This window comes from Burkholderia sp. E168m23, assembly GCF_016586125.1.
Classification (GTDB): domain Bacteria; phylum Pseudomonadota; class Gammaproteobacteria; order Burkholderiales; family Burkholderiaceae; genus Burkholderia; species Burkholderia orbicola.
Window position 1 is genome coordinate 1 of sequence record NZ_BCPP01000001.1, and the last position, 20,884, is coordinate 20,884.

16 protein-coding genes are annotated in these 20,884 nt (G+C 67.5%); 11 read left to right on the plus strand and 5 right to left on the minus strand.

Translation table 11 applies throughout. The features are described from left to right. Window positions 1–51: 51 nt before the first annotated feature. Both JMF90_RS00005 and JMF90_RS00010 read left to right on the plus strand, forming a co-directional pair. A complete protein-coding gene (locus JMF90_RS00005; RefSeq protein ID WP_011545013.1) occupies window positions 52–2,346 on the plus strand; it encodes an FUSC family membrane protein in 2,295 nt (764 codons plus the stop codon). 292 nt (window positions 2,347–2,638) lie between these two features. Continuing rightward, window positions 2,639–4,006, plus strand: coding sequence for an amino acid permease (locus tag JMF90_RS00010; RefSeq protein ID WP_011545012.1), 1,368 nt, complete (start codon window positions 2,639–2,641; stop codon window positions 4,004–4,006). A gap of 147 nt (window positions 4,007–4,153) precedes the next feature. Here the strand turns inward: JMF90_RS00010 and JMF90_RS00015 are convergent, their stop codons facing one another. After that, on the minus strand, window positions 4,154–4,315 hold the full coding sequence (locus JMF90_RS00015) for a hypothetical protein (protein WP_006476417.1): 162 nt from the start codon (window positions 4,313–4,315) through the stop codon (window positions 4,154–4,156). 243 nt (window positions 4,316–4,558) lie between these two features. On the opposite strand from JMF90_RS00015, the gene JMF90_RS00020 reads away from it, so the two are divergent. The 3 genes from JMF90_RS00020 to JMF90_RS00030 are packed head-to-tail and all read left to right on the plus strand — an operon-like array spanning window position 4,559 to window position 8,058. Next, the gene (locus JMF90_RS00020; RefSeq protein WP_011545011.1) at window positions 4,559–5,602 is read left to right on the plus strand and encodes a Fe(3+) ABC transporter substrate-binding protein; all 1,044 of its coding nucleotides are present in this window, start codon (window positions 4,559–4,561) and stop codon (window positions 5,600–5,602) included. Beyond that, entirely contained in the window at window positions 5,592–7,280 is a 1,689-nt protein-coding gene (locus JMF90_RS00025; protein WP_011545010.1) for an iron ABC transporter permease, read from the plus strand. Before JMF90_RS00020 ends, JMF90_RS00025 begins: the two co-directional genes overlap by 11 nt. Before the next feature lie 4 nt (window positions 7,281–7,284). Next, window positions 7,285–8,058, plus strand: a complete 774-nt coding sequence (locus tag JMF90_RS00030) for an ABC transporter ATP-binding protein (protein ID WP_011545009.1) — start codon at window positions 7,285–7,287, stop codon at window positions 8,056–8,058. A 30-nt stretch (window positions 8,059–8,088) separates the two neighbouring features. On the opposite strand, the gene JMF90_RS00035 is transcribed toward JMF90_RS00030, so the two are convergent. The 4 genes from JMF90_RS00035 to JMF90_RS00050 form a co-directional block, all read right to left on the minus strand. Then, window positions 8,089–8,559, minus strand: coding sequence for an Lrp/AsnC family transcriptional regulator (locus tag JMF90_RS00035; protein WP_006484401.1), 471 nt, complete (start codon window positions 8,557–8,559; stop codon window positions 8,089–8,091). 235 nt (window positions 8,560–8,794) lie between these two features. Next, on the minus strand, window positions 8,795–9,436 hold the full coding sequence (locus JMF90_RS00040) for an NAD(P)-dependent oxidoreductase (protein WP_006476420.1): 642 nt from the start codon (window positions 9,434–9,436) through the stop codon (window positions 8,795–8,797). 132 nt (window positions 9,437–9,568) lie between these two features. After that, window positions 9,569–10,024 (minus strand): Rrf2 family transcriptional regulator, encoded by a 456-nt coding sequence (locus tag JMF90_RS00045; RefSeq protein WP_011545008.1) that lies wholly within the window; start codon window positions 10,022–10,024, stop codon window positions 9,569–9,571. 90 nt (window positions 10,025–10,114) lie between these two features. Then, window positions 10,115–10,543, minus strand: a complete 429-nt coding sequence (locus tag JMF90_RS00050) for a hypothetical protein (protein WP_011545007.1) — start codon at window positions 10,541–10,543, stop codon at window positions 10,115–10,117. Between the two features lie 197 nt (window positions 10,544–10,740). Here JMF90_RS00050 and JMF90_RS00055 point away from each other — a divergent pair, with 197 nt between their 5' ends. The 6 genes from JMF90_RS00055 (at window position 10,741) to JMF90_RS00080 (ending at window position 20,883) form a co-directional block, all read left to right on the plus strand. Continuing rightward, window positions 10,741–11,076, plus strand: a complete 336-nt coding sequence (locus JMF90_RS00055) for a hypothetical protein (RefSeq protein WP_011545006.1) — start codon at window positions 10,741–10,743, stop codon at window positions 11,074–11,076. A 254-nt stretch (window positions 11,077–11,330) separates the two neighbouring features. Beyond that, window positions 11,331–12,524: an ammonium transporter gene (locus tag JMF90_RS00060; RefSeq protein WP_011694238.1), complete on the plus strand. Its 1,194-nt coding sequence runs from the start codon at window positions 11,331–11,333 to the stop codon at window positions 12,522–12,524. Between the two features lie 190 nt (window positions 12,525–12,714). Then, entirely contained in the window at window positions 12,715–14,679 is a 1,965-nt protein-coding gene (locus JMF90_RS00065) for a PhoX family phosphatase (protein ID WP_077177979.1), read from the plus strand. A 616-nt stretch (window positions 14,680–15,295) separates the two neighbouring features. Then, entirely contained in the window at window positions 15,296–16,120 is an 825-nt protein-coding gene (locus JMF90_RS00070) for an IclR family transcriptional regulator (RefSeq protein ID WP_011694236.1), read from the plus strand. A gap of 254 nt (window positions 16,121–16,374) precedes the next feature. Beyond that, complete coding sequence (locus tag JMF90_RS00075) at window positions 16,375–17,748, plus strand: MdtA/MuxA family multidrug efflux RND transporter periplasmic adaptor subunit (RefSeq protein WP_011694235.1); 1,374 nt, start codon at window positions 16,375–16,377, stop codon at window positions 17,746–17,748. Between the two features lie 15 nt (window positions 17,749–17,763). Continuing rightward, a complete protein-coding gene (locus JMF90_RS00080; protein WP_011545001.1) occupies window positions 17,764–20,883 on the plus strand; it encodes an MdtB/MuxB family multidrug efflux RND transporter permease subunit in 3,120 nt (1,039 codons plus the stop codon). Window position 20,884: the final 1 nt, after the last annotated feature.

The following is a 20,884-nucleotide window of genomic DNA, read 5'->3' on the forward strand; positions in this document are numbered from 1 at the left end:
TCGCCAGTCAATACGCCGCCCCGGCGTCTTCGTCTGTCATTCAGCCCATCGATGCGCTATTCGGTCGAAATCAGAAAGTTTTTCTACAGCCAGTACTTTTTCGGCGGCCTGCGGATCGCGGTCGGCGTGTCGCTGCCGGCCGTGTTGTGCCTGATCGTGTTTCACAACCGCGAGCTTGGCTTCACGATCTCGACGGGCGCGCTCGGTGCGTGCGTGGTCGACATGCCGGGCCCGCTGAAGTACAAACACAACGAAATGCTCGCGTGCAGCGTGATCGGCTTCCTGGCCGCGCTCGCGACCGGTCTCGCGACCCCGAACATCTTCGCGCTGTGGCTCACGATCGTGCCGCTCACGTTCGTGCTGTCGCTGATCGTCGTCTACGGCAACCGCTGGCCGCAGATCAGCTTCGCGACGCTGTTCATGATGGTGATGACGCTCGAGGAGAAGTTCACGCCGCTGCAGGCGTTCGTCAACGCCGGCTGGATTCTCGCGGGCGGCCTCTGGTACACGTACTGGGCCACGCTCGTGTCGCAATGGCAGGCGCGCCGAATCGAGCAGCAGGCGCTGGCCGAAAGCCTGTTCGCCTGCGCCGACTACCTGCTCGCGCGCGCGCAGTTCTACGACCTCGACGCCGATCTCGACGAGTGCTACCGCAATCTCGTCGCCCGGCAGATCACCGCGGTCGAAACGCAGGAAACCGCGCGCGACATCGTGCTGCGCAACCTGCCGAAGCTGCGGCGCGGCAAGCTCGATCCCGGCCGCACGACGATGTACAACCTGTTCATCAACAGCGTCGACCTGCACGAGCTGTTCGTCGGCGCGCACACCGACTACCCGCTCGTGCGCAACACGTTCGGCGGCTCGGACCTGATCATTTTCTATCGCGACCTGATCCGCAAGGCCGCAGCCGATCTCGAGGAGGTCGGCCTCGCGGTGCTCGAAAACCGCGCGCCGCATTCGCACATCAGCGTGAAGGCCGAGCTGCGCGCGATCGAGTATGAGATCGAGTTGATGCGCAAGAAAAACTTCGCGGCCACCCACGCGGAAGCCTATGCGGCCGTGGTCGCGACGTTCCGGCGCATCTGGAGCGCGACGCGCCTGATCGACCGGATGCGCCGCAACCTGTCGGGCCACGCCGATCCGCAGCAAACCGAACTGAAGATCGACAAGGCGCTCACGCGCTTCCTGCAGCGCCGCCGCATGTCGCCGCTGCTGATCTTCTCGAACCTGAACATGCGCTCGCCGAGCTTTCGCCATGCACTGCGCGTGACGATCGCAGTGGCGGTCGGCTTCTGGATCGGCCGGCTGCTGCCGCTCACCAACGCGTACTGGATCGTGATGACGACCATCATCATCCTGAAGCCCGGCTATTCGCTGACCAAGCAGCGCAACGCGGCGCGTATCGTCGGTACGCTGATCGGCTGCGCGGCGAGCGTCGCGCTGATCTACACGGTCAAGGATACGCACCTGCTGATCGCGATCATGTTCGGGTCGATGGTGATGAGCTACAGCCTGCTGCTGTTCAACTATGCGGCGAGCGTCGTGTTCACGTCGTCATACGTGCTGCTGATGTTCCACCTGCTCGCGCCGGGCAGCATGCGGATCATCGGCGAACGCGCGATCGACACGGTGGTCGGCTGCATGATCGCGATCGCCGCGAGCCGGCTGTTCCCGTACTGGGAATACCGGCTGATGGGCAAGCTCGTCACCGACATGTTGACGTCCACCCGCAAGTATTTCGAGGCCGTGTGGCGTGCCGGGCGCGGCATGTCGCCGCCGGTGCCGGTGCCGACCGCCGACGGTGCCGCCGTCGTCGCGGGCGTCGCCGCCGCGATCGAATCCCCGACGGCCAGCCTCGACGACGACTACCGCTACCGCCTCGCCCGCAAGGACGTGCACATCGCGTTCGCGAACCTCGGGCAGGCGTTCCAGCGGATGATGATCGAGCCGAAGGCGCACCAGCGCTTCGTGCCCGAACTGAACGACCTGCTCGTGCAGACGCACGTGCTCGGCGCGCAGATCACGGCCGCCGCGCCGCTGATCCGCAGCGCATGCGCGGCCGACGGCGGCCTCGTCCACGACGATGCGCTGCAGCGCGGCCTCGCCGCGGTGCTCGACAATCTCGAGAAGGCCGAGGCCGGCGAGCCGCCGCCCACCGACCAGCTCGAAGCGTCGAAGCAGATCACGCGCGATCTCGATGCGATGGTCGTGTCCGCGGAAAAATCCGATGCAGTCGGCGCCGAGCTCACGCACGACCTGAAGGTGCTCGCGCACCAGTGCAAACAGATGCTCGCGTCGTCGCTGCTGATCCGCAAGGATGCGAGCGTGATCCGCCTGCCGGCCTGACCTCCGGCTGTCCGCGCCGGCAGGCCGGCCCGCGCACGACGCGGCTCGGCCACCGGCGCGCCTCGATTCAACGATCCCCCGAAGCATGCTCCACCGCTCCATGCGGCGCGCGCATTCAGCGCGCGACCGCCCCACGCCCCGTTCCGCTCGCCGCGCCAGTCAGGGAATACCCGATTCCGGTCACCGGGTCCGGCTTGTTATCATTCGTTCACATTCAAGTTGTATAGACAACTTGGCGCACTCGAACCGGCCCCGCTCGCCAGGTTCGTCGCATAACGATATCGGAGACTCGATGAAAAACTTGCAGCGCCACCTGAGCGCGCGGCACATCCGCTTTCTCGCGCTGGGCTCGGCGATCGGTACGGGCCTGTTCTACGGCTCCGCGTCCGCGATCCAGCTTGCCGGCCCGGCCGTGATCCTCGCGTACATCCTGGGCGGCGCGGCCGTCTACATGGTGATGCGCGCGCTCGGCGAGATGGCCGTGCGCGAACCCGTCGCCGGCTCGTTCGGCCACTACGCGACCGAGAACCTCGGCCCCTTCGCGGGCTTCGTCACCGGCTGGACCTACACGCTCGAAATGGTGATCGTCGCGATCGCGGACATCACCGCGTTCGGCATCTACATGGGCTTCTGGTTTCCGGACGTCCCGCAATGGATCTGGGTGCTCGGCGTCGTCGCGATCATCTGCGGGCTGAACCTGTGCCACGTGAAAGTGTTCGGCGAGCTCGAATTCTGGCTGTCGATCATCAAGGTCGGCGCGATCGTCGCAATGATCGGCGGCGGCGTCGCGATCCTGCTGACCGGCATGCACTTCGGTCATTCGGCCGACTTGCCGACGTTCGCGAACCTGTGGAACCACGGCGGCTTCTTGCCGAACGGCATCGGCGGGCTGATCGCGTCGCTGTCGGTGGTGATCTTCGCGTACGGCGGGATCGAGGTGATCGGGATGAGCGCCGGTGAGGCGAAGGACCCGGAACGCGTGATTCCGCGCGCGATCAACGCGGTGCCCGCACGCATCCTGCTGTTCTACGTGCTGACGATGGTGGTGCTGATGTCGATCAGCCCGTGGACGGGTGTCGGCAGCGACGGCAGCCCGTTCGTGCAGATCTTCTCGGCGCTCGGCGTGAAATCGGCCGCGACGATCCTGAACCTCGTCGTGATCAGCGCGGCGATCTCGGCGATCAACAGCGACATCTTCGGCGCGGGCCGGATGATGTTCGGGATGGCGCGGCAGGGTCAGGCGCCGCGCGTGCTGATGACGACATCGCGCCACGGCGTGCCGTGGGTCACGGTGCTCGTGATGGCCGGCGCGCTGCTGGTGGGCGTGCTGCTCAACTACCTGATGCCGAAGGACGTGTTCCTGGTGGTCGCCGCGATCGCGACGTTCGCGACCGTGTGGGTGTGGCTGATGATCCTGCTGTCGCAGGTGGCGATGCGTCGCCGCCTGTCGAGTGCCGAAGTCGCCGCGCTGAAGTTCAAGGTGCCGCTGTGGCCCGTCGCGCCCGCGCTGACGATCGCCTTCATGGGCTTCGTGATCGTGATGCTCGGCTGGTTCGAGGATACGCGCGTGGCGCTGTATGTCGGCGCGGCATGGCTCGCGCTGCTCGCGGCCGTGTTCTACGCACGGATTCGCCCGAAATTCGCACCTGCGTCACGTTGACGCACGGCGGACTGGCCGGTGCGGCGCGCCGGTTCCGACGCGCCTTCCGATGTCCCGGTTCCGCGCGGCGCCCGTCGCGCCGGACGCCGCGGATCGACTCCCGTGGCATGCCCCGCACGCGACCCGATCAGGCCGCGTAGCGGCGCGTCAGTGCGACGCCGCGCTCGCGGCCTCGGCCGGATGGGCCTCGTCGTACGCGTGCTTCTGCGAAATCGCGTTGTACAGGATCGTCCCGATCACGAGCAGCACGGCCACGACGATCAGGATGCTCACGTTGCGGACAGGGTTCTTCTTGCGCTGATCGTTCATGGTCGGTGCGGCTCCGTCAAATTCGTCGAAGCGGGCATTCTACGCGCTTGCGCCCACACTGCACCGCCCCGTTCGCCGCCCTCCGGCCCCGGCTTCTCCTCCGCTTTCCGTCAGCTTTCGATTGTTAATCGTTCCCATTTCGATCTAGAATCCAAAGTCTTTCATTTTGTAATGTTTCGGGTCGCTCGGGCGGCAGGCGCGCCCCGGAACGCTCCCTCGTCCACCTGCCGCACCGGAGTCTTCATGTCGAATCCGCGCACCCGCCTGCTGCCGCTCGCCGGCGCCCTCGCCGCCGCCGCAGCAGCCTTCGCGCCGCTTGCCCACGCGGCCGAGGAAGTGAGCCTGTACACCACCCGCGAGCCGAAGCTGATCCAGCCGCTCATCGACGCGTTCACGAAGCAGAGCGGCGTCAAGGTCAACACGGTGTTCGTGAAGGACGGCCTGCTCGAGCGCGTGAAGGCGGAAGGCGCGCAGTCGCCGGCCGACGTGCTGATGACGGTCGACGTCGGCAACCTGCTCGACCTCGTCGACGGCGGCGTCACGCAGCCGGTGCGCTCGAAGGTGCTCGACGACGCGATTCCCGCGAACCTGCGCGCCACGAACGGCGACTGGTACGCGCTGTCGCTGCGCGATCGCGTGCTGTACGTCGAAAAGGACCTGAAGGTCGATGCGTTCCGCTACGAAGATCTCGCCGATCCGAAATGGAAGGGCAAGGTCTGCATCCGCTCGGGCCAGCATCCGTACAACACCGCGCTCGTCGCGGCGATGATCGCGCACGACGGCGAGGCCGCGACCGAGACATGGCTGCGCGGCGTGAAGGCGAACCTCGCACGCAAGGCGACCGGCGGCGACCGCGACGTCGCGCGCGACATCCTCGGCGGCATCTGCGACGTCGGCCTCGCGAACGCTTACTACGTCGGCCACATGAAAAACGCCGAACCGGGCAGCGATGCGCGCAAATGGGGCGACGCGATCAAGGTCGTGCGGCCGACCTTCGCGAACGCGAAGAGCGGCGGCACGCACGTGAACATCAGCGGCGCGACGGTCGCGAAGCACGCGCCGCACAAGGCCAACGCGGTGAAACTGCTCGAATATCTCGTGTCGCCGGAAGCGCAGGCGCTGTATGCGCAGGCGAACTACGAATACCCGGTGCGCGCGAACGTGAAGCTCGACCCGGTGATCGCCAGCTTCGGCACGCTGAAAGTCGATCCGCTGCCGCTGGCGGACATCGCGAAGCATCGCAAGCAGGCGAGCCAGCTCGTCGACAAGGTCGGCTTTGACAACTGACGCATCGCCCGCCCGCGCCTGCCGCGAGCCGAGCGGCCTGCGCCTGCGGCCGCGCGCGGGCAGCCTGTGGCTGCTCGCGGCGCTGACGATCGCCGCGGCGGTCGCGGCGCCGCTCGCGGTGCTCGTGGCCGCCGCCTTCGACGCCGATCTCGCGCACTGGCGGCATCTCGCGGAATTCGTGCTGCCGCAGGCGCTCGTCAATACGCTGCTGCTGCTCGCCGGGGTCGGCACGATCGTGTCGATCGTCGGCACCGGCTGCGCATGGCTCGTCACCGCCTACGATTTTCCCGGCCGCCGGACCCTGACCTGGGCACTGCTGCTGCCGCTCGCGGTGCCCACCTACATCGTCGCGTTCGCGTATCTCGATCTGCTGCATCCGATCGGCCCCGTGCAAGGCGCGATCCGCTGGCTGCTCGGCTTCGACAGCCCGCGCCAGTTCCGTCTGCCCGACCTGCGTTCGCTGCCCGGCGCGATCTTCGTGCTCGGCTTCGTGCTGTATCCGTATGTCTATCTGAGCACGCGCGCGATGTTCGTCACGCAGTCCGCGAGCCTGCTCGAGGCCGCGCGCACGCTCGGCGCGGGCCGCCTCGCGACGTTCTGGCGCGTCGTCGTGCCGCTGGCCCGCCCGGCGATCGCGGTCGGCGTGAGCCTCGCGCTGCTCGAAACGCTGAACGATATCGGCGCGTCGGAATTCCTCGGCGTGCAGACGCTGACCGTGTCCGTCTATACGACGTGGATCACGCGCTCCGATCTCGCCGGCGCCGCGCAGATCGCGCTGGCGATGCTCGCGATCGTCGTCGGCATGATCGCGCTCGAACGCTATGGGCGCCGCCGCCAGCGCTACGCGCACGGCCGACGCATGCGGCCGATCGCGCCGCGCCGCCTGACCGGCGCGGCCGCGCTGGGCGCCGCCGTGCTCGGCTGGCTACCCGTCCTGCTCGGCTTCGGCGCGCCGGCCGCGTACCTCACGGTCGAAACGGCCAAGCGGCTGCACCTCGTCGGCGGCATCTCCGCGCAATTGATGACGGGGCTCGCGAACACGCTGACGATCGCGACCGCCGCCACCGTCGCGACGCTCGCGTGCGGACTCGTCGTCGCGTGGGCCGCCCGCGCGCAGCGCGACAGCGCCGGTGCGGGCCCTGCCCGCCTGTGCGCGCGGATCGCGAGCCTCGGCTACGCGGTGCCAGGCACCGTACTCGCGATCGGCCTGCTGATTCCGTTCGCGGCGGCCGACCGGCTGTTCGGCGCGGCGCTCGGCCGCGACGGGCTGCTGCTGATGGGTTCGGCGACCGCGCTCGTGATCGCCTATACCGTGCGTTTTCTCGCGATCCCGGCCGGCGGCATCGAGGCCGGCCTCGCGCGCATTCCGCCGTCGCTCGAACAGGCCGCGCGCTCGCTCGGCGAGACGGCCGGCGGCACGTTGCGCCGCATCCACCTGCCGCTGTTGCGGCCCGCGCTCACGACGAGCGCGCTGCTGGTGTTCGTCGACGCGATGAAGGAGCTGCCGGCCACGCTGCTGCTGCGTCCGTTGAATTTCGACACGCTCGCGACCTGGCTGTATGCGGAAGCCGCGCGCGGCACCTATGAAGAAGGCGCGGTCGCCGCGCTCGCGATCGTGCTGGCCGGGCTCGTGCCCGTGATCCTGCTCGCCCGCACCCGCCACAAGATCGGAGCCTGACACCGTGAACCTGCTCGAACTCGACGACCTCTGCGTCGCCTACGACACGCCGCACGGCCGCCGCACCGTGGTCGACGGCCTGAGCCTCGCGCTGCCGCGCGGCGACATCGGCTGCCTGCTCGGCGCGTCCGGCTGCGGCAAGACCACCGTGCTGCGCGCGATCGCCGGCTTCGAACCCGTGCGCATGGGGCGCATCGTGCTGGACGGCACGCCGGTCGCGGCGCCGTCGCTCGACGTGCCGCCCGAGCGGCGGCGCATCGGCATGATGTTCCAGGATTACGCGCTGTTTCCGCACCTGAGCGCGGCCGACAACGTCGCGTTCGGCCTGCGGCGCATGCCGAAGGCCGAACGGCGCCTGCGCATCGCGGAGATGCTCGACCTCGTCGGCCTAGCCGATTCCGGCGACGCGTATCCGCACGAACTGTCGGGCGGCCAGCAGCAGCGCGTCGCCCTCGCACGCGCCCTTGCACCGTCGCCGGAATTGCTGCTGCTCGACGAGCCGTTCTCGAATCTCGACGTCGATACGCGCGAGCGGCTCGCGTTCGAGCTGCGCGACATCCTGAAGCACACGGGCCACACCGCGATCCTCGTCACGCACAATCAGGCGGAAGCGTTCGCGATCGCCGACCGGATCGGCGTGATGAAGGACGGCCGGCTCGCGCAATGGGACACGCCGTATGCGCTGCACCATCATCCGGCCAGCCCGTTCGTCGCGGATTTCGTGCGCCGCGACGCGCTGGCCGACGAGCGCGCACGCGCGCTGGCGCGCGGCCGCTGAAGCCGCGCGGCCGACGCGGCGGCAAGCCCGTCAGGCCGGCTCGGCCAGATCGCGCACGGGCAGCGCGGTCGAATACTTGATCTGCTCCATCGCGAACGACGAACTGACGTCGAACAGCGGCACCGTGCGAATCAGTTGCTTGTAGACGCGGTCGTAATCGTCGATGCCGGCCACCACCACGCGCAGCAGGTAATCGGTCTCGCCGCTCATCCGGTACACCTCGACCACTTCCGGCATGTCGCGCACCGCCTGCGTGAAACGCTGCGCCCATTCCTCGGTGTGCTGGTTCGTGCGGATCGCGACGAACACGGTCGTGCCGACCCCGAGCTTGCGCGGATCGCACAGCGCGACCTGCGCGCGAATCGCGCCGGTTTCCTTCAGCCGCTGCACGCGCTTCCAGCACGGCGTCTGCGACAGGTTCACGCGCTGCGCCAGCTCCGCGATCGGCAGCGTGGCATCCGCCTGCAGCAGCTCCAGCAGCTTGCGATCGATGGCGTCCATTTCTCCATTCCCTCGTCGATAGAAATTTATTCTATTCATCCTGCCCAACGGGGAACAATATGAAAAGTGTCTCGGCACGTCGACCGGTGTAAATACCGATCCGCCACGCGCTCGCCGCCCCAAATGAAACAGGCGACGCCACCCGCGAGGGGTGGCGTCGCCTGACATCGTCGCGCGTCGCGGCTTGCACGCCGCGCCCGGGCCGGCGCTCACACGCCGCCGGCCGCCACGCCGATCAATACGCGACCGTCGCGATTTCGCGCACGAAGCTGTCCTGCTCGAGCGCGTCGACGAACGCGACCGCGTAGTCTTCCGCCGAGATCTTGCTGTTGCCCTGCGCGTCCACGATCAGCTTGCCGACGCCGGTGCGGAACGTGCCCGTGCGCTCGCCCGGCGCGATCAGCGCGGCCGGCGCGAAGAAGGTCCAGTCGAGATCGGTGACCGTCTTCAGGTAGTCGAATGCATCGCGGTGCGCGAGCGCCTGCGGCTTGTACGCGTCCGGAAAACCTTCGGTGTCGACGAGTTGCTTGCCCGGCGCGACTTCGAGCGAACCGGCGCCGCCTACCACGACGAGCCGCTTCAGGCCGGCCTGGCGCGTGCCGGCGACCAGCGCCTTCGCGGCCGCGACGACCTGCGCCGCATCTTCCTGCTTCGGGCCGTACGCGCTTGCGACGACGTCATGGCCCGGCAGCGCGGCGGCGATGCTGGCCGCGTCGAACAGGTCGGCCGCCTTCGCGGTGATGCCGTCGCCGGACGCGCCCGGATGGCGCGACAGCGCCGTGACGCGGTGGCCGCGTCGCACGGCTTCCGCCGCGATGCGCGAGCCGATCGTGCCGGTGGCGCCGAACAGCGCGATATTCAACGAACGTTGCGTCATATCGATTCTCCAGTAATGAAAATATGTAACACAGTTAATTACACATAAGACCGAAAAAAACGGGGCGAAGCCCCCGTTGCGCCGATCGCCGCGCGTACGCGCCGTCCGGCTTCCTGCCCTGCCCGCCGTCGGTCACCCCCCGGCGCGCGCCGCCCGTTGCGTGCGCTGCTCCCGATCCAGCATGTCGGCCGTCACGTCGACCAGCGTGCGCGTGGCGAGCGAAGCCTCCATTGCGCGCTGCGCGTCGCCGATATAGCCGGTCAGCACGCCCTGGATGTGCCGCCCGACGAGACACGCCGGATTCGGCGCCTCGCGGTGCAGCGCGAACAGTTGCGCATCGTCGACCGCGCGATACACGTCGAGCAGCGTGATCTCACCGGGCTCGCGCGCCAGCAGCGCACCGCCGCCCGCGCCGAGCTGCGACGTGGTCAGGCCCGCGGCCGCCAGCATCGACAGCAACCGGCGAATCAGCGCCGGATTCGTATTCACGCTGCCCGCGATGATGTCGGACGACAACGGCACGCCTTCCTGCATCGACAGCAAGGCAAGCACGTGAACGGCAAACGCGAACCGGCTGCTGGTATTCATTCCTGACTCACTCGGCGACGCCGGCCCGACCCGCAACCGGCGACTTGTGTAACCATCATAATTACATTTTGCGAATCGTGCAAGCCCGCGTCATTCGCCGCTCGCGGATTTCGCCCCCGCGGCGTTCTGCTGGCTCCACTGCTGGAGTTTCTTGCCGGCTTCGGCGATCTTCGCGCCCGCTTCGGAAGCCGCATGCGCGACGACCGCGGACGCCGCCGCGTCGATCTGCGCCTGCGCGGCCGATGCGAGGCCGCTCGCGGACAGCGGCGGCACGGCCGACGCCGCGGACGCGATGCCGGCCTTCGCCGCGTTAATCTGTTGATTGACGGTGCTCGCCACCTGGTCGAGCGCCTTGGCCGCATTGTTCGCGGCATCGGCGGCCGCGCTCGCGGCCGTATCGGGTTGCGCGGCCGGCGTGCCGGACTTCTCGCAGCCCGCGAGCAACAGCAGCGCACCGGCGGCCACGGCCGCCAGCACGGACCCGGGCACACGACGCGCCCGCGATGTCTTCATGTTCATCAGCAATCTCCGGCCGCGCGTGGCGCGACCTCGTGGTTGGACCGGTGTCGATGATACCGCCTGTGGAACAGGCCAAATAACGACCCGTCATTAAAAATGCCTTTCAATTTCGGATTCGTCTGATTCAATCGCACGCGCCACGCCTCTAAAGTGGGCACGCTTCAATCCGCTTCGTACGTGTCCCCCTTTTCCTCGTTATGGCTTTCCTCGTCGACTGGCTCATCGCCCTGGCCGCGCTGCTCGCCGCCACCCTCTTCCTGTGCCTGCGTGCGCCGTCGGCGCGCCGCCTCGCCGAATCCGGGCGTCCGCGCCGCATCGCCTGCGCGCGCTTGCTCACGCAGGCCGTGATCGGGTTCTGGACCGCGGCACTGATCGTCGCGCAAGGCATCCTCGGCGCCGACGCCGACGGCCAGTCCCTCGCGGGCTTCGCGGCGCTTGCCTTCGCCGCGCTCGGGCTGGCGACCGTCGCCGCCTACTGGTCGGCCTGCGCGCTGCGGCTGCGCCGGCCGCCCGCGCTGTTCGCACGCCACTGACGCGCCAGATCGGTGCGTGATACCGCATCGCCGCGCACCGCCTCGTTCATCGTACGCACCAGTTCAGCACGTCTCGCACCAGCTACGTGCAATCGACGCGCCCCTCGAGCGGCGTCGATCACGCTTCGATCCCGTGCACGATTCACCGGAATGCCGCATGGCGCGGCATCCAGGCACCAATTCCACGCAATCGTTCACCAGGTTGGCTCGATATTTGCATTCCTTGCCCGTTTTTTGCGCAAGGAAGCCACGGCATGGATGGTCTGAAATCCGGCGTCGACACACTGTTCCTGTTGATCGGCGCCGTCATGGTGCTCGCGATGCACGCGGGCTTCGCGTTTCTCGAACTCGGCACGGTCCGCAAGAAGAACCAGGTCAACGCGCTCGTGAAGATCCTGGTCGACTTCTCGGTGTCGACGCTCGCGTACTTCTTCATCGGCTACACGATCGCGTACGGCGTCGAATTCTTCGACGACATCGGCACGCTGTCGCAGCACAACGGCTACGCGCTCGTCCGCTTCTTTTTCCTGCTGACGTTCGCGGCGGCGATCCCGGCGATCGTGTCGGGCGGCATCGCGGAGCGCGCGAAGTTCAACCCGCAACTCGTCGCGACGCTGATCATCGTCGGCTTCATCTATCCGTTCTTCGAAGGGATCGCCTGGAACGAGCGCTTCGGCGTGCAGGCCTGGCTCGCGCACGCGTTCGGCGCGCCGTTCCACGACTTCGCGGGCTCGGTGGTCGTGCACGCGTTCGGCGGCTGGGTCGCGCTGCCGGCCGTGCTGCTGCTCGGCGCGCGCCACGGCCGCTATGCGAAGGACGGCCGGATTGCCGCGCACCCGCCGTCGAACATCCCGTTCCTCGCGCTCGGCGCGTGGGTGCTCGCGGTCGGCTGGTTCGGCTTCAACGTGATGAGCGCGCAGACGCTCGACAAGATCAGCGGCCTCGTCGCGGTGAACTCGCTGATGGCGATGGTCGGCGGCACGCTCGCCGCGTGGATGGCCGGCCGCAACGACCCGGGCTTCACGTACAACGGGCCGCTCGCGGGCCTCGTCGCGGTATGCGCGGGCTCCGACGTGATGCACCCGATCGGCGCGCTCGTCACGGGCGCCGCGGCCGGTGCGCTGTTCGTCGCGATGTTCACCTGCGTGCAGAACCGCTGGCGCATCGACGACGTGCTCGGCGTGTGGCCGCTGCACGGGATGTGCGGCGCACTCGGCGGCCTCGCGGCCGGCGTGTTCGGGCTGCCGGCGCTCGGCGGCCTCGGCGGCGTGTCGTTCCTGTCGCAGCTCGTCGGCACGCTCGGCGGCATCGCGATCGCGACCGCGGGCGGCACGCTCGTCTACGGCGCGCTGAAGGCGACCGTCGGCCTGCGTCTCGATCGCGAAGCCGAATTCGACGGCGCCGACCTGTCGATCCACCGCATCTCGGCCACGCCCGAGCGCGATTGAGCGCAAACGCTTGCGATCGGCGTCCGCCAGCTCACCTGACGGACGCCCGACGCCTCATTACGTTTTCGATTCAAAAAACTTTCATCTAGCGTCCTTACACTTCCGTCCAGTTTTCAATATGCCTTCGCGAAGCTTGCCGCTCGCCCGCTTCGCGAAGGCCATTCTTCCAACAACCGAAACTGGACTCCACATGCCCGCGTTGCCCAATGCTTCCCGTCGTCAGGCCCTGAAGATCCTCGCCGGCGCGCCGATGCTGCCCCTTTCCGGCCTCGCGCTGCCGGCCCTGCTGACGGGTTGCGGCGGCGACGACGATCCCGCGTCCACGCCGGCGCCGGTCGCCGCTGCCTATACGTCGGCGGCATTCTCGGCGATGACCGCGCCGACGCTCGACAACGCGGCCGCGATGGCCACGACGACGGTCGGCTCGACGCTGTCGGTGTCGTTCTCGGACGGCTCGTCGCGCAACTTCAAGCTCGCGTACAAGCCGTTCTTCGTGACGGGCGACATGGTGCCGGACGGCAACGGCGGCACGACGCTCGCGGGCGGCTACTACGACATCAACAACCAGCCGATCATCGATCGCTCGGTCGCCGGCAAGGAACGCCAGTTCTATTCCGACTGCCCGGACGGCAGCTCGCTGCTGACGCTGAAGAACGCGAACGTCCCCGGCGTGAAGGGCAACACGGTGTTCGCGGTCGTGCAGTTCGAATACACGACGCGCGACCAGGCGAGCGCGTCGCAGTACGGCCAGCTGCCGTCGCCGATCGCCGTGCTCACGCTCGACCAGGACCCGGCCACCGGCGCGCTGAAGGTCGTGAAGTACCACAACGTCGACACGTCGAAGGCGCACGGCCTGTGGATCACCTGCGGCGCGAGCCTGTCGCCGTGGGGCACGCACCTGTCGAGCGAGGAATACGAGCCGGACGCGACGAAGGCCGCGACCGATGCGCAGTTCAAGGCGTTCAGCAAGAACACGTTCGGCGACGAGACGAAGGCGAACCCCTACCACTACGGCCACCTGCCCGAGATCACCGTGAATCCGGACGGCACCGGCACCGTGAAGAAGCACTACTGCCTCGGCCGCATCTCGCACGAGCTGATCCAGGTCATGCCGGACCAGCGCACCGTGATGATGGGCGACGACGCCACCAACGGCGGCCTGTTCATGTTCGTCGCCGACAAGGCGGCCGACCTGTCGGCCGGCACGCTGTACGTCGCGAAGTGGACGCAGACGTCGTCCGCCGGCGCCGGCACCGCGACGCTGACGTGGATCAAGATCGGCCACGCGACCAGCAGCGAGATCGAGACGCTCGCGAACACGCTGAAGGCGTCGGACATCATGGACCTGGTGACGACCGATCCGAACGATGCGAGCTACACGAAGATCCACTTCGGCGGCAAGTTCAACTGGATGCGCGTGAAGCCGGGGATGGAGAAAGCGGCCGCGTTCCTCGAGACGCACCGCTACGCGGCGCTGCTCGGCGGCAGCATGGCGTTCACGAAGCTCGAAGGCACGACCGTGAACGCGAAGGACAAGATCGTCTACACGGCGATGTCGCGGATCGAAACGTCGATGGTCAAGGGCAACGCGGTGTCGCGCGACGTCGCGGTCGACAAGAAGATCGCCGCGGGCGCCGTCTACGCGCTGAACCTGAAGGCCGGCCAGCGCGACACGACGGGTGGCGCGATCGACAGCGAATGGGTGCCGGTCGACATGGGTGCGCCGGCCGCGCTGGTCGGCGAGGATCTCGCCGCGGCCGACGCGCTCGGCAACCTCGCGAACCCGGACAAGATCGCGAACCCGGACAACCTGAAGTTCTCCGAAAAGCTGCGCACCCTCTTCATCGGCGAAGACTCGGGCATGCACGTGAACAACTTCCTGTGGGCCTACAACGTCGACACGAAATCGCTCTCGCGCGTGCTGTCGTGCCCGGCCGGCGCCGAATCGACGGGCCTGCACGCGGTCGACGAGATCAACGGCTGGACCTACATCATGAGCAACTTCCAGCATGCGGGCGACTGGGAATCGCCGCTGCACGACAAGGTCAAGCCGACGCTCGACCCGCTCGTGCGCGCGAACTACAAGGATCGCTTCGGCGCCAGCGTCGGCTACCTGACGGCCGAGCAGACCAGCATCAAGCTCGCGAAGGGCTGATTCCCACGCGAGGCGGAGGCGTTGCTCCCTTGACCGGGCGCCTCCGACCAGGCGTCGTTTCTTCATCACCGTTCATTCGTCGGCGCTCCACGCCGTTTCACGCGCGATGCCCACTGCGGGCGTCGCGCTTTTTTTTGCGTGCGGGGATCGTGAGAGCGGCGCACAACGCACCTGCAAGCAGGCGCGAAGCAGCCCTGGACAGACGTTTGCGGCGATCGGGGGATAATACGGGCCTGACGCGTCCGGACGGACGGTCGGAACGACAGGCAAAAAAAAGCGCCACGGAGACCGTGGCGCTAAAAAAGTTCTAGCCATTCCGAGGGCCGTGCTAGAACCTGAGAGACTGCGCGAAACATCGTTGCCGGTTAAACTCTTGAAACGATGTTTCGAAAACGTGAGACATTCTTTCCGTTTCCGCCCGACAAGTCAAGCGGTATTTGCACCGGTTCATGCACTTTCCAGCAACGCTCATTTGAGCGTTTTCCTAATAAACCAAGGGTGAACCCGTAAAATCGCATCGAATGACCGGTTCACCCGCGGAACATGCATCCTTTGACAATAGTCCTACAATACCAACAAAATTGAAATCGAGTTTCGGAATTAGAGAGAATCCCTCGTGTCGACAACTGTAACCTCTCCCGCGTCGCGGGACCGTGAATCGTCGCCCGACGAGATCACCGCCCTCGCCCGCGGCCTCGCCGTGCTGCGCCGCATCGCGGCTGCCGACGCCCCCGTCAGCAATCGCGAACTGACCGAATTGACCGGCATCCCGAAGCCGACCGTCTCGCGCATCACCGCGACGCTCGTCAGCGCCGGCTTCCTGTTCCAGTTGCCCGACAGCGAGCGCTTCGTGCTGACCGCGTCGGTGCTCGAACTGAGCCACGGCTTCCTGCGCAACTTCGACATCCGCGCGCGTTCGCGGCCGTTCATGATCGAACTGGCCGAACGCACGTCGCTGTCCGTGCACCTCGCGGTGCGCGACCGGCTCGACATGGTCGCGATCGACGTGATCCGCCCACGCTCGGCCGTGCTCGTCACGCGCCTCGAGATCGGCTCGCGGATGGACATCGCGCGTACGGCGGTGGGGCGCGCGTACCTCGCCGCGCTCGAGGACGACGAGCGGCGGCAACTGCTCGAGTCGCTGCGCACCACGGCCGGCGACGACTGGCCGCACGTGTCCGCTCGCCTCACGCCCGCGCTCGACGAAGCGATGCGCGACGGCCACGCGATCGCGATCGGCGAATGGCGCGAGGGCCTGAATGCGGTCGCCGCCGGGTTCGTCGGCCCGTCCGGTCAACGCTATTCAGTGAATTGCGGCGGCGCGGCGCACCAGTGTCCGCCCGAATGGCTGCGGGAACAGGTGGTGCCGGCGCTGCAGGAATGCATCGCGAAAATCACCCGCGAAATCGGCGGCGCGCCGGCCCGGCGCGTCGGCGTGTAATCGTTTCGTCATCGCCGTGTCGCGTTCTGTAACGACCGTAACCCGTTGAAAGATAGACCGCTGGACTGTAACGGGGACGGCACGTAGGATCATGCCCATCGTCGCGCCGCATTCGCGGTGCGCACCGCTCTTTTCCCGCGGATCGGCGGGGCCCCGGACCGAGCCGGGCCGCCCCGTCCCGTCACCCGCACGCCCACGCGCAGCCCAGCAGTCCGATTTTCCGGCCCGCCGCGCCGTCTTCCTGACAGAACACGATGGATAACGAACAAAAGCCCACGCCCCCTTCGAAAGACTCCGCGCCCGCCGCTGCACGGCGCCCGCGCCGCACGCTGCTGATCGGCACCGTCGCGGTCGTCGTCATCGGCGGCCTGCTGTGGTGGCATCCGTGGAACCGCACGCCCGCGACAGGCAGTTCGGCGCAAGGCGCGGGCGCCAGCGCGGCCGCAGGCAGCCATCGCGGCCGCGGCGGCCCCGCTGCAATGGCGAACGTTCCGCAGCCGGTGCAGGTCGCCCCCGTGACGCAGGGCGAGATGCCGATCGTGCTGTCCGCGCTCGGCACCGTCACGCCGCTCGCGAACGTGACGGTCAAGACGCAGTTGTCGGGCTACCTGCAGTCGGTGTCGTTCCAGGAAGGCCAGATCGTCAAGAAAGGCGACGTGCTCGCGCAGATCGACCCGCGCCCGTACCAGGTCGCGCTCGAGAACGCCGAAGGCACGCATGCGCGCGACGCGGCGCTGCTCGCGACGGCCCGCCTCGACCTGAAGCGCTACCAGACGCTGCTGTCGCAGGACTCGATCGCGTCGCAAACCGTCGATACGCAGGCATCGCTCGTCAAGCAATACGAAGGCGCGGTGAAGACCGACCAGGCCGCGATCGATTCCGCGAAACTCAATCTCACCTATGCGCGCATCACGGCGCCGGTCTCCGGCCGCGTCGGCCTGCGCCAGGTCGACCCCGGCAACTACGTGACGCCGGGCGACACCAACGGCATCGTCGTGATCACGCAGTTGCAGCCGATGAGCGTGATCTTCACGACGTCGGAAGACAACCTGCCGCAGATCCTCAAGCAGGTGAACGCCGGCCAGAAGCTGTCGGTCACCGCCTACAACCGCAACAACACCGTGCCGCTCGAAACGGGCTCGCTCGCGACGCTCGACAACCAGATCGACACGAGCACCGGCACGGTCAAGCTGCGCGCGAACTTCGATAACAAGGAAGGCATGCTGTTCCCGAATCAGTTCGTGAACACGCGGCTGCTCGTCGACGTGATGCGCAACGCGACGATCGTGCCGACCTCCGCCGTGCTGACGGGGTCGATCGGCCAGTTCGTCTATGTCGTGAAACCCGACAACACGGTGACGGTGCGCAAGGTCACGGTCGGCCCGGTCGACGGCGAACGCACGAGCATCGTCAGCGGCGTGACGCTCGGCGAGCGCGTGGTGACCGACGGCTCGGACCGTCTGCGCGAAGGCTCGAAGATCTCGATTCCGGCCGACAAGCCGAAGGGCGCATCGGGCGCGCGCGGCGCAGGGGCCGCATCGGGTGCATCGGCTGCGTCCGGTGCCGGCGGCCATCGCGGCGGACACCGGCACGGCGCGTCGCAAGCCGCGGCCCCCGCGGCCCAGTAACGCGCGGGCCGCTCGATGAATCCATCCCGCCTCTTCATTCTCCGGCCGGTCGGTACCGCTCTCCTGATGGCGGCGATCATGCTGGCCGGCCTCGTCGCGCTGCGCTTCCTGCCGCTCGCCGCGCTGCCCGAGGTCGACTACCCGACGATCCAGGTCCAGACCTTCTACCCGGGCGCGAGCCCGGAAGTGATGACGTCGTCGGTCACCGCGCCGCTCGAACGCCAGTTCGGGCAGATGCCGTCGCTGAACCAGATGTCGTCGCAAAGCTCGGCCGGCGCGTCGGTGATCACGCTGCAGTTCTCGCTCGACCTGCCGCTCGACATCGCCGAACAGGAGGTGCAGGCCGCGATCAACGCGGCCGGCAACCTGCTGCCGTCCGACCTGCCCGCTCCGCCGATCTACGCGAAGGTGAACCCGGCCGATGCGCCGGTGCTGACGCTCGCCGTCAAGTCGAAGACGCTGCCGCTCACGCAGGTGCAGGATCTCGCCGACACGCGCCTCGCGATGAAGATCTCGCAGATCGCGGGTGTCGGCCTCGTCAGCCTGTCGGGCGGCAACCGCCCGGCGGTGCGAATCCAGGCGAACCCCACCGCGCTCGCGAAGTACGGGATGAACCTCGATGACCTGCGCACGACGATCTCGAACCTGAACGTCAACACGCCGAAGGGCAACTTCGACGGTCCGACGCGTGCGTACACGATCAACGCGAACGACCAGCTGACGAGCGCCGACCAGTACAACAGCGCGGTCGTCGCGTACAAGAACGGCCGCCCGGTGATGCTGACCGACGTCGCGACGGTCGTCGCCGGCTCGGAGAACACCAAGCTCGGCGCGTGGGTGAATTCGGACCCGGCGATCATCCTGAACGTGCAGCGTCAGCCGGGCGCGAACGTGATCGCGACCGTCGACGCGATCAAGGCGCAGTTGCCGAAGCTGCAGGAAACGCTGCCGGCCGCGCTCGACGTCGAGATCGTCACCGACCGCACGACGATGATCCGCGCGGCCGTGCGCGACGTGCAGTTCGAGCTGCTGCTCGCGGTCGCGCTCGTCGTGCTGGTGATGTACCTGTTCCTCGCGAACGTCTACGCGACGATCATCCCGAGCCTGTCGGTGCCGCTGTCGCTGATCGGCACGCTCGCGGTGATGTACATGGCCGGCTTCTCGCTGAACAACCTGTCGCTGATGGCGCTCACCATCGCGACCGGTTTCGTCGTCGACGACGCGATCGTGATGATCGAGAACATCGCGCGCTACGTCGAGGAAGGCGAATCGGGGCTCGAGGCCGCGCTGAAGGGCTCGCGGCAGATCGGCTTCACGATCATCTCGCTGACGGTGTCGCTGATCGCGGTGCTGATCCCGCTGCTGTTCATGGGCGACGTGGTCGGGCGCCTCTTCCATGAATTCGCGATCACGCTCGCGGTGACGATCGTGATCTCGGCGATCGTATCGCTCACGCTCGTGCCGATGCTGTGCGCGAAGCTGCTGCGCCACTCGCCGCCGCCCGAGAGCCACCGCTTCGAGGCGCGCGTGCACCGCGCGATCGACTGGGTGATCGCGCGCTACGCGGTCGCGCTCGAATGGGTGCTGAACCGCCAGCGCTCGACGCTCGTCGTCGCGCTGCTGACGCTCGGGCTGACCGCCCTGCTCTATGTCTACGTGCCGAAGGGCTTCTTCCCCGCGCAGGACACCGGCGTGATCCAGGCGATCACGCAGGCGCCGCAGTCGATCTCGTACGGCGCGATGGCCGAACGCCAGCAGACGCTCGCGGCCGCGATCCTGAAGGACCCGAACGTCGACAGCCTCACGTCGTTCATCGGCGTCGACGGCAGCAACATCACGCTGAACAGCGGCCGGATGCTGATCAACCTGAAGGCGCGCGACGAACGCACCGAAACCGCCGCGCAGATCATCCGCGACCTGCAGCAGCGCGTGTCGAACATCACCGGCATTTCGCTGTTCATGCAGCCGGTGCAGGATCTGACGATCGACTCGACGGTCAGCCCGACGCAGTACCAGTTCATGCTGACGAGCCCGAACTCGGAAGAGTTCGCGACCTGGGTGCCGAAACTCGTCGCGCGGCTGCAGCAGGAGCCGTCGCTCGCCGACGTCGCGACCGACCTGCAGAGCAACGGCCAGTCGGTGTACATCGAGATCGACCGCGCGAGCGCCGCGCGTTTCGGCATCACGCCGGCGACCGTCGACAACGCGCTGTACGACGCGTTCGGCCAGCGCATCGTGTCGACCATCTTCACGCAGTCGAACCAGTACCGCGTGATTCTCGAATCGGAGCCGAAGGAGCAGCACTACGCGCAATCGCTGAACGACATCTACCTGCCGTCGGCCGGCGGCGGCCAGGTGCCGCTGACGTCGATCGCGTCGTTCCACGAGCGGCCGTCGCCGCTGCTGGTCGCGCACCTGTCGCAGTTCCCGTCGACGACGATCTCGTTCAACCTCGCACCGGGCGCATCGCTCGGCGAGGCCGTCAAGGCGATCGAGGCCGCCGAGAAGGACATCGGGCTGCCCGGCTCGTTCCAGACGCGCTTCCAGGGCGCGGCGCTCGCGTTCCAGGCGTCGCTGTCGAACCAGCTGTTCCTGATCCTCGCGGCGATCGTCACGATGTACATCGTGCTCGGCGTGCTGTACGAGAGCTACATCCACCCGATCACGATCCTGTCGACGCTGCCGTCGGCCGGCGTCGGCGCGCTGCTCGCGCTGATGATCACCGGGCACGACCTCGACATCATCGGGATCATCGGCATCGTGCTGCTGATCGGCATCGTGAAGAAGAACGCGATCATGATGATCGACTTCGCGCTCGAGGCCGAACGCGTCGAAGGCAAGCCGCCGCGCGAGGCGATCTATCAGGCCTGCCTGCTGCGCTTCCGGCCGATCCTGATGACGACGCTCGCCGCACTGCTCGGCGCGGTGCCGCTGATCGTCGGCTCCGGCGCGGGCTCCGAGCTGCGCCAGCCGCTCGGGATCGCGATCGCCGGCGGCCTGATCGTGTCGCAGGTGCTGACGCTGTTCACGACACCCGTGATCTACCTCGGCTTCGATTCGCTCGCGCGCCGCGTACGCGGCTGGTTCGAGCGGCACGGGCCGGGCGCCGATGCAGGCAAGCACACGGGTGCATAAC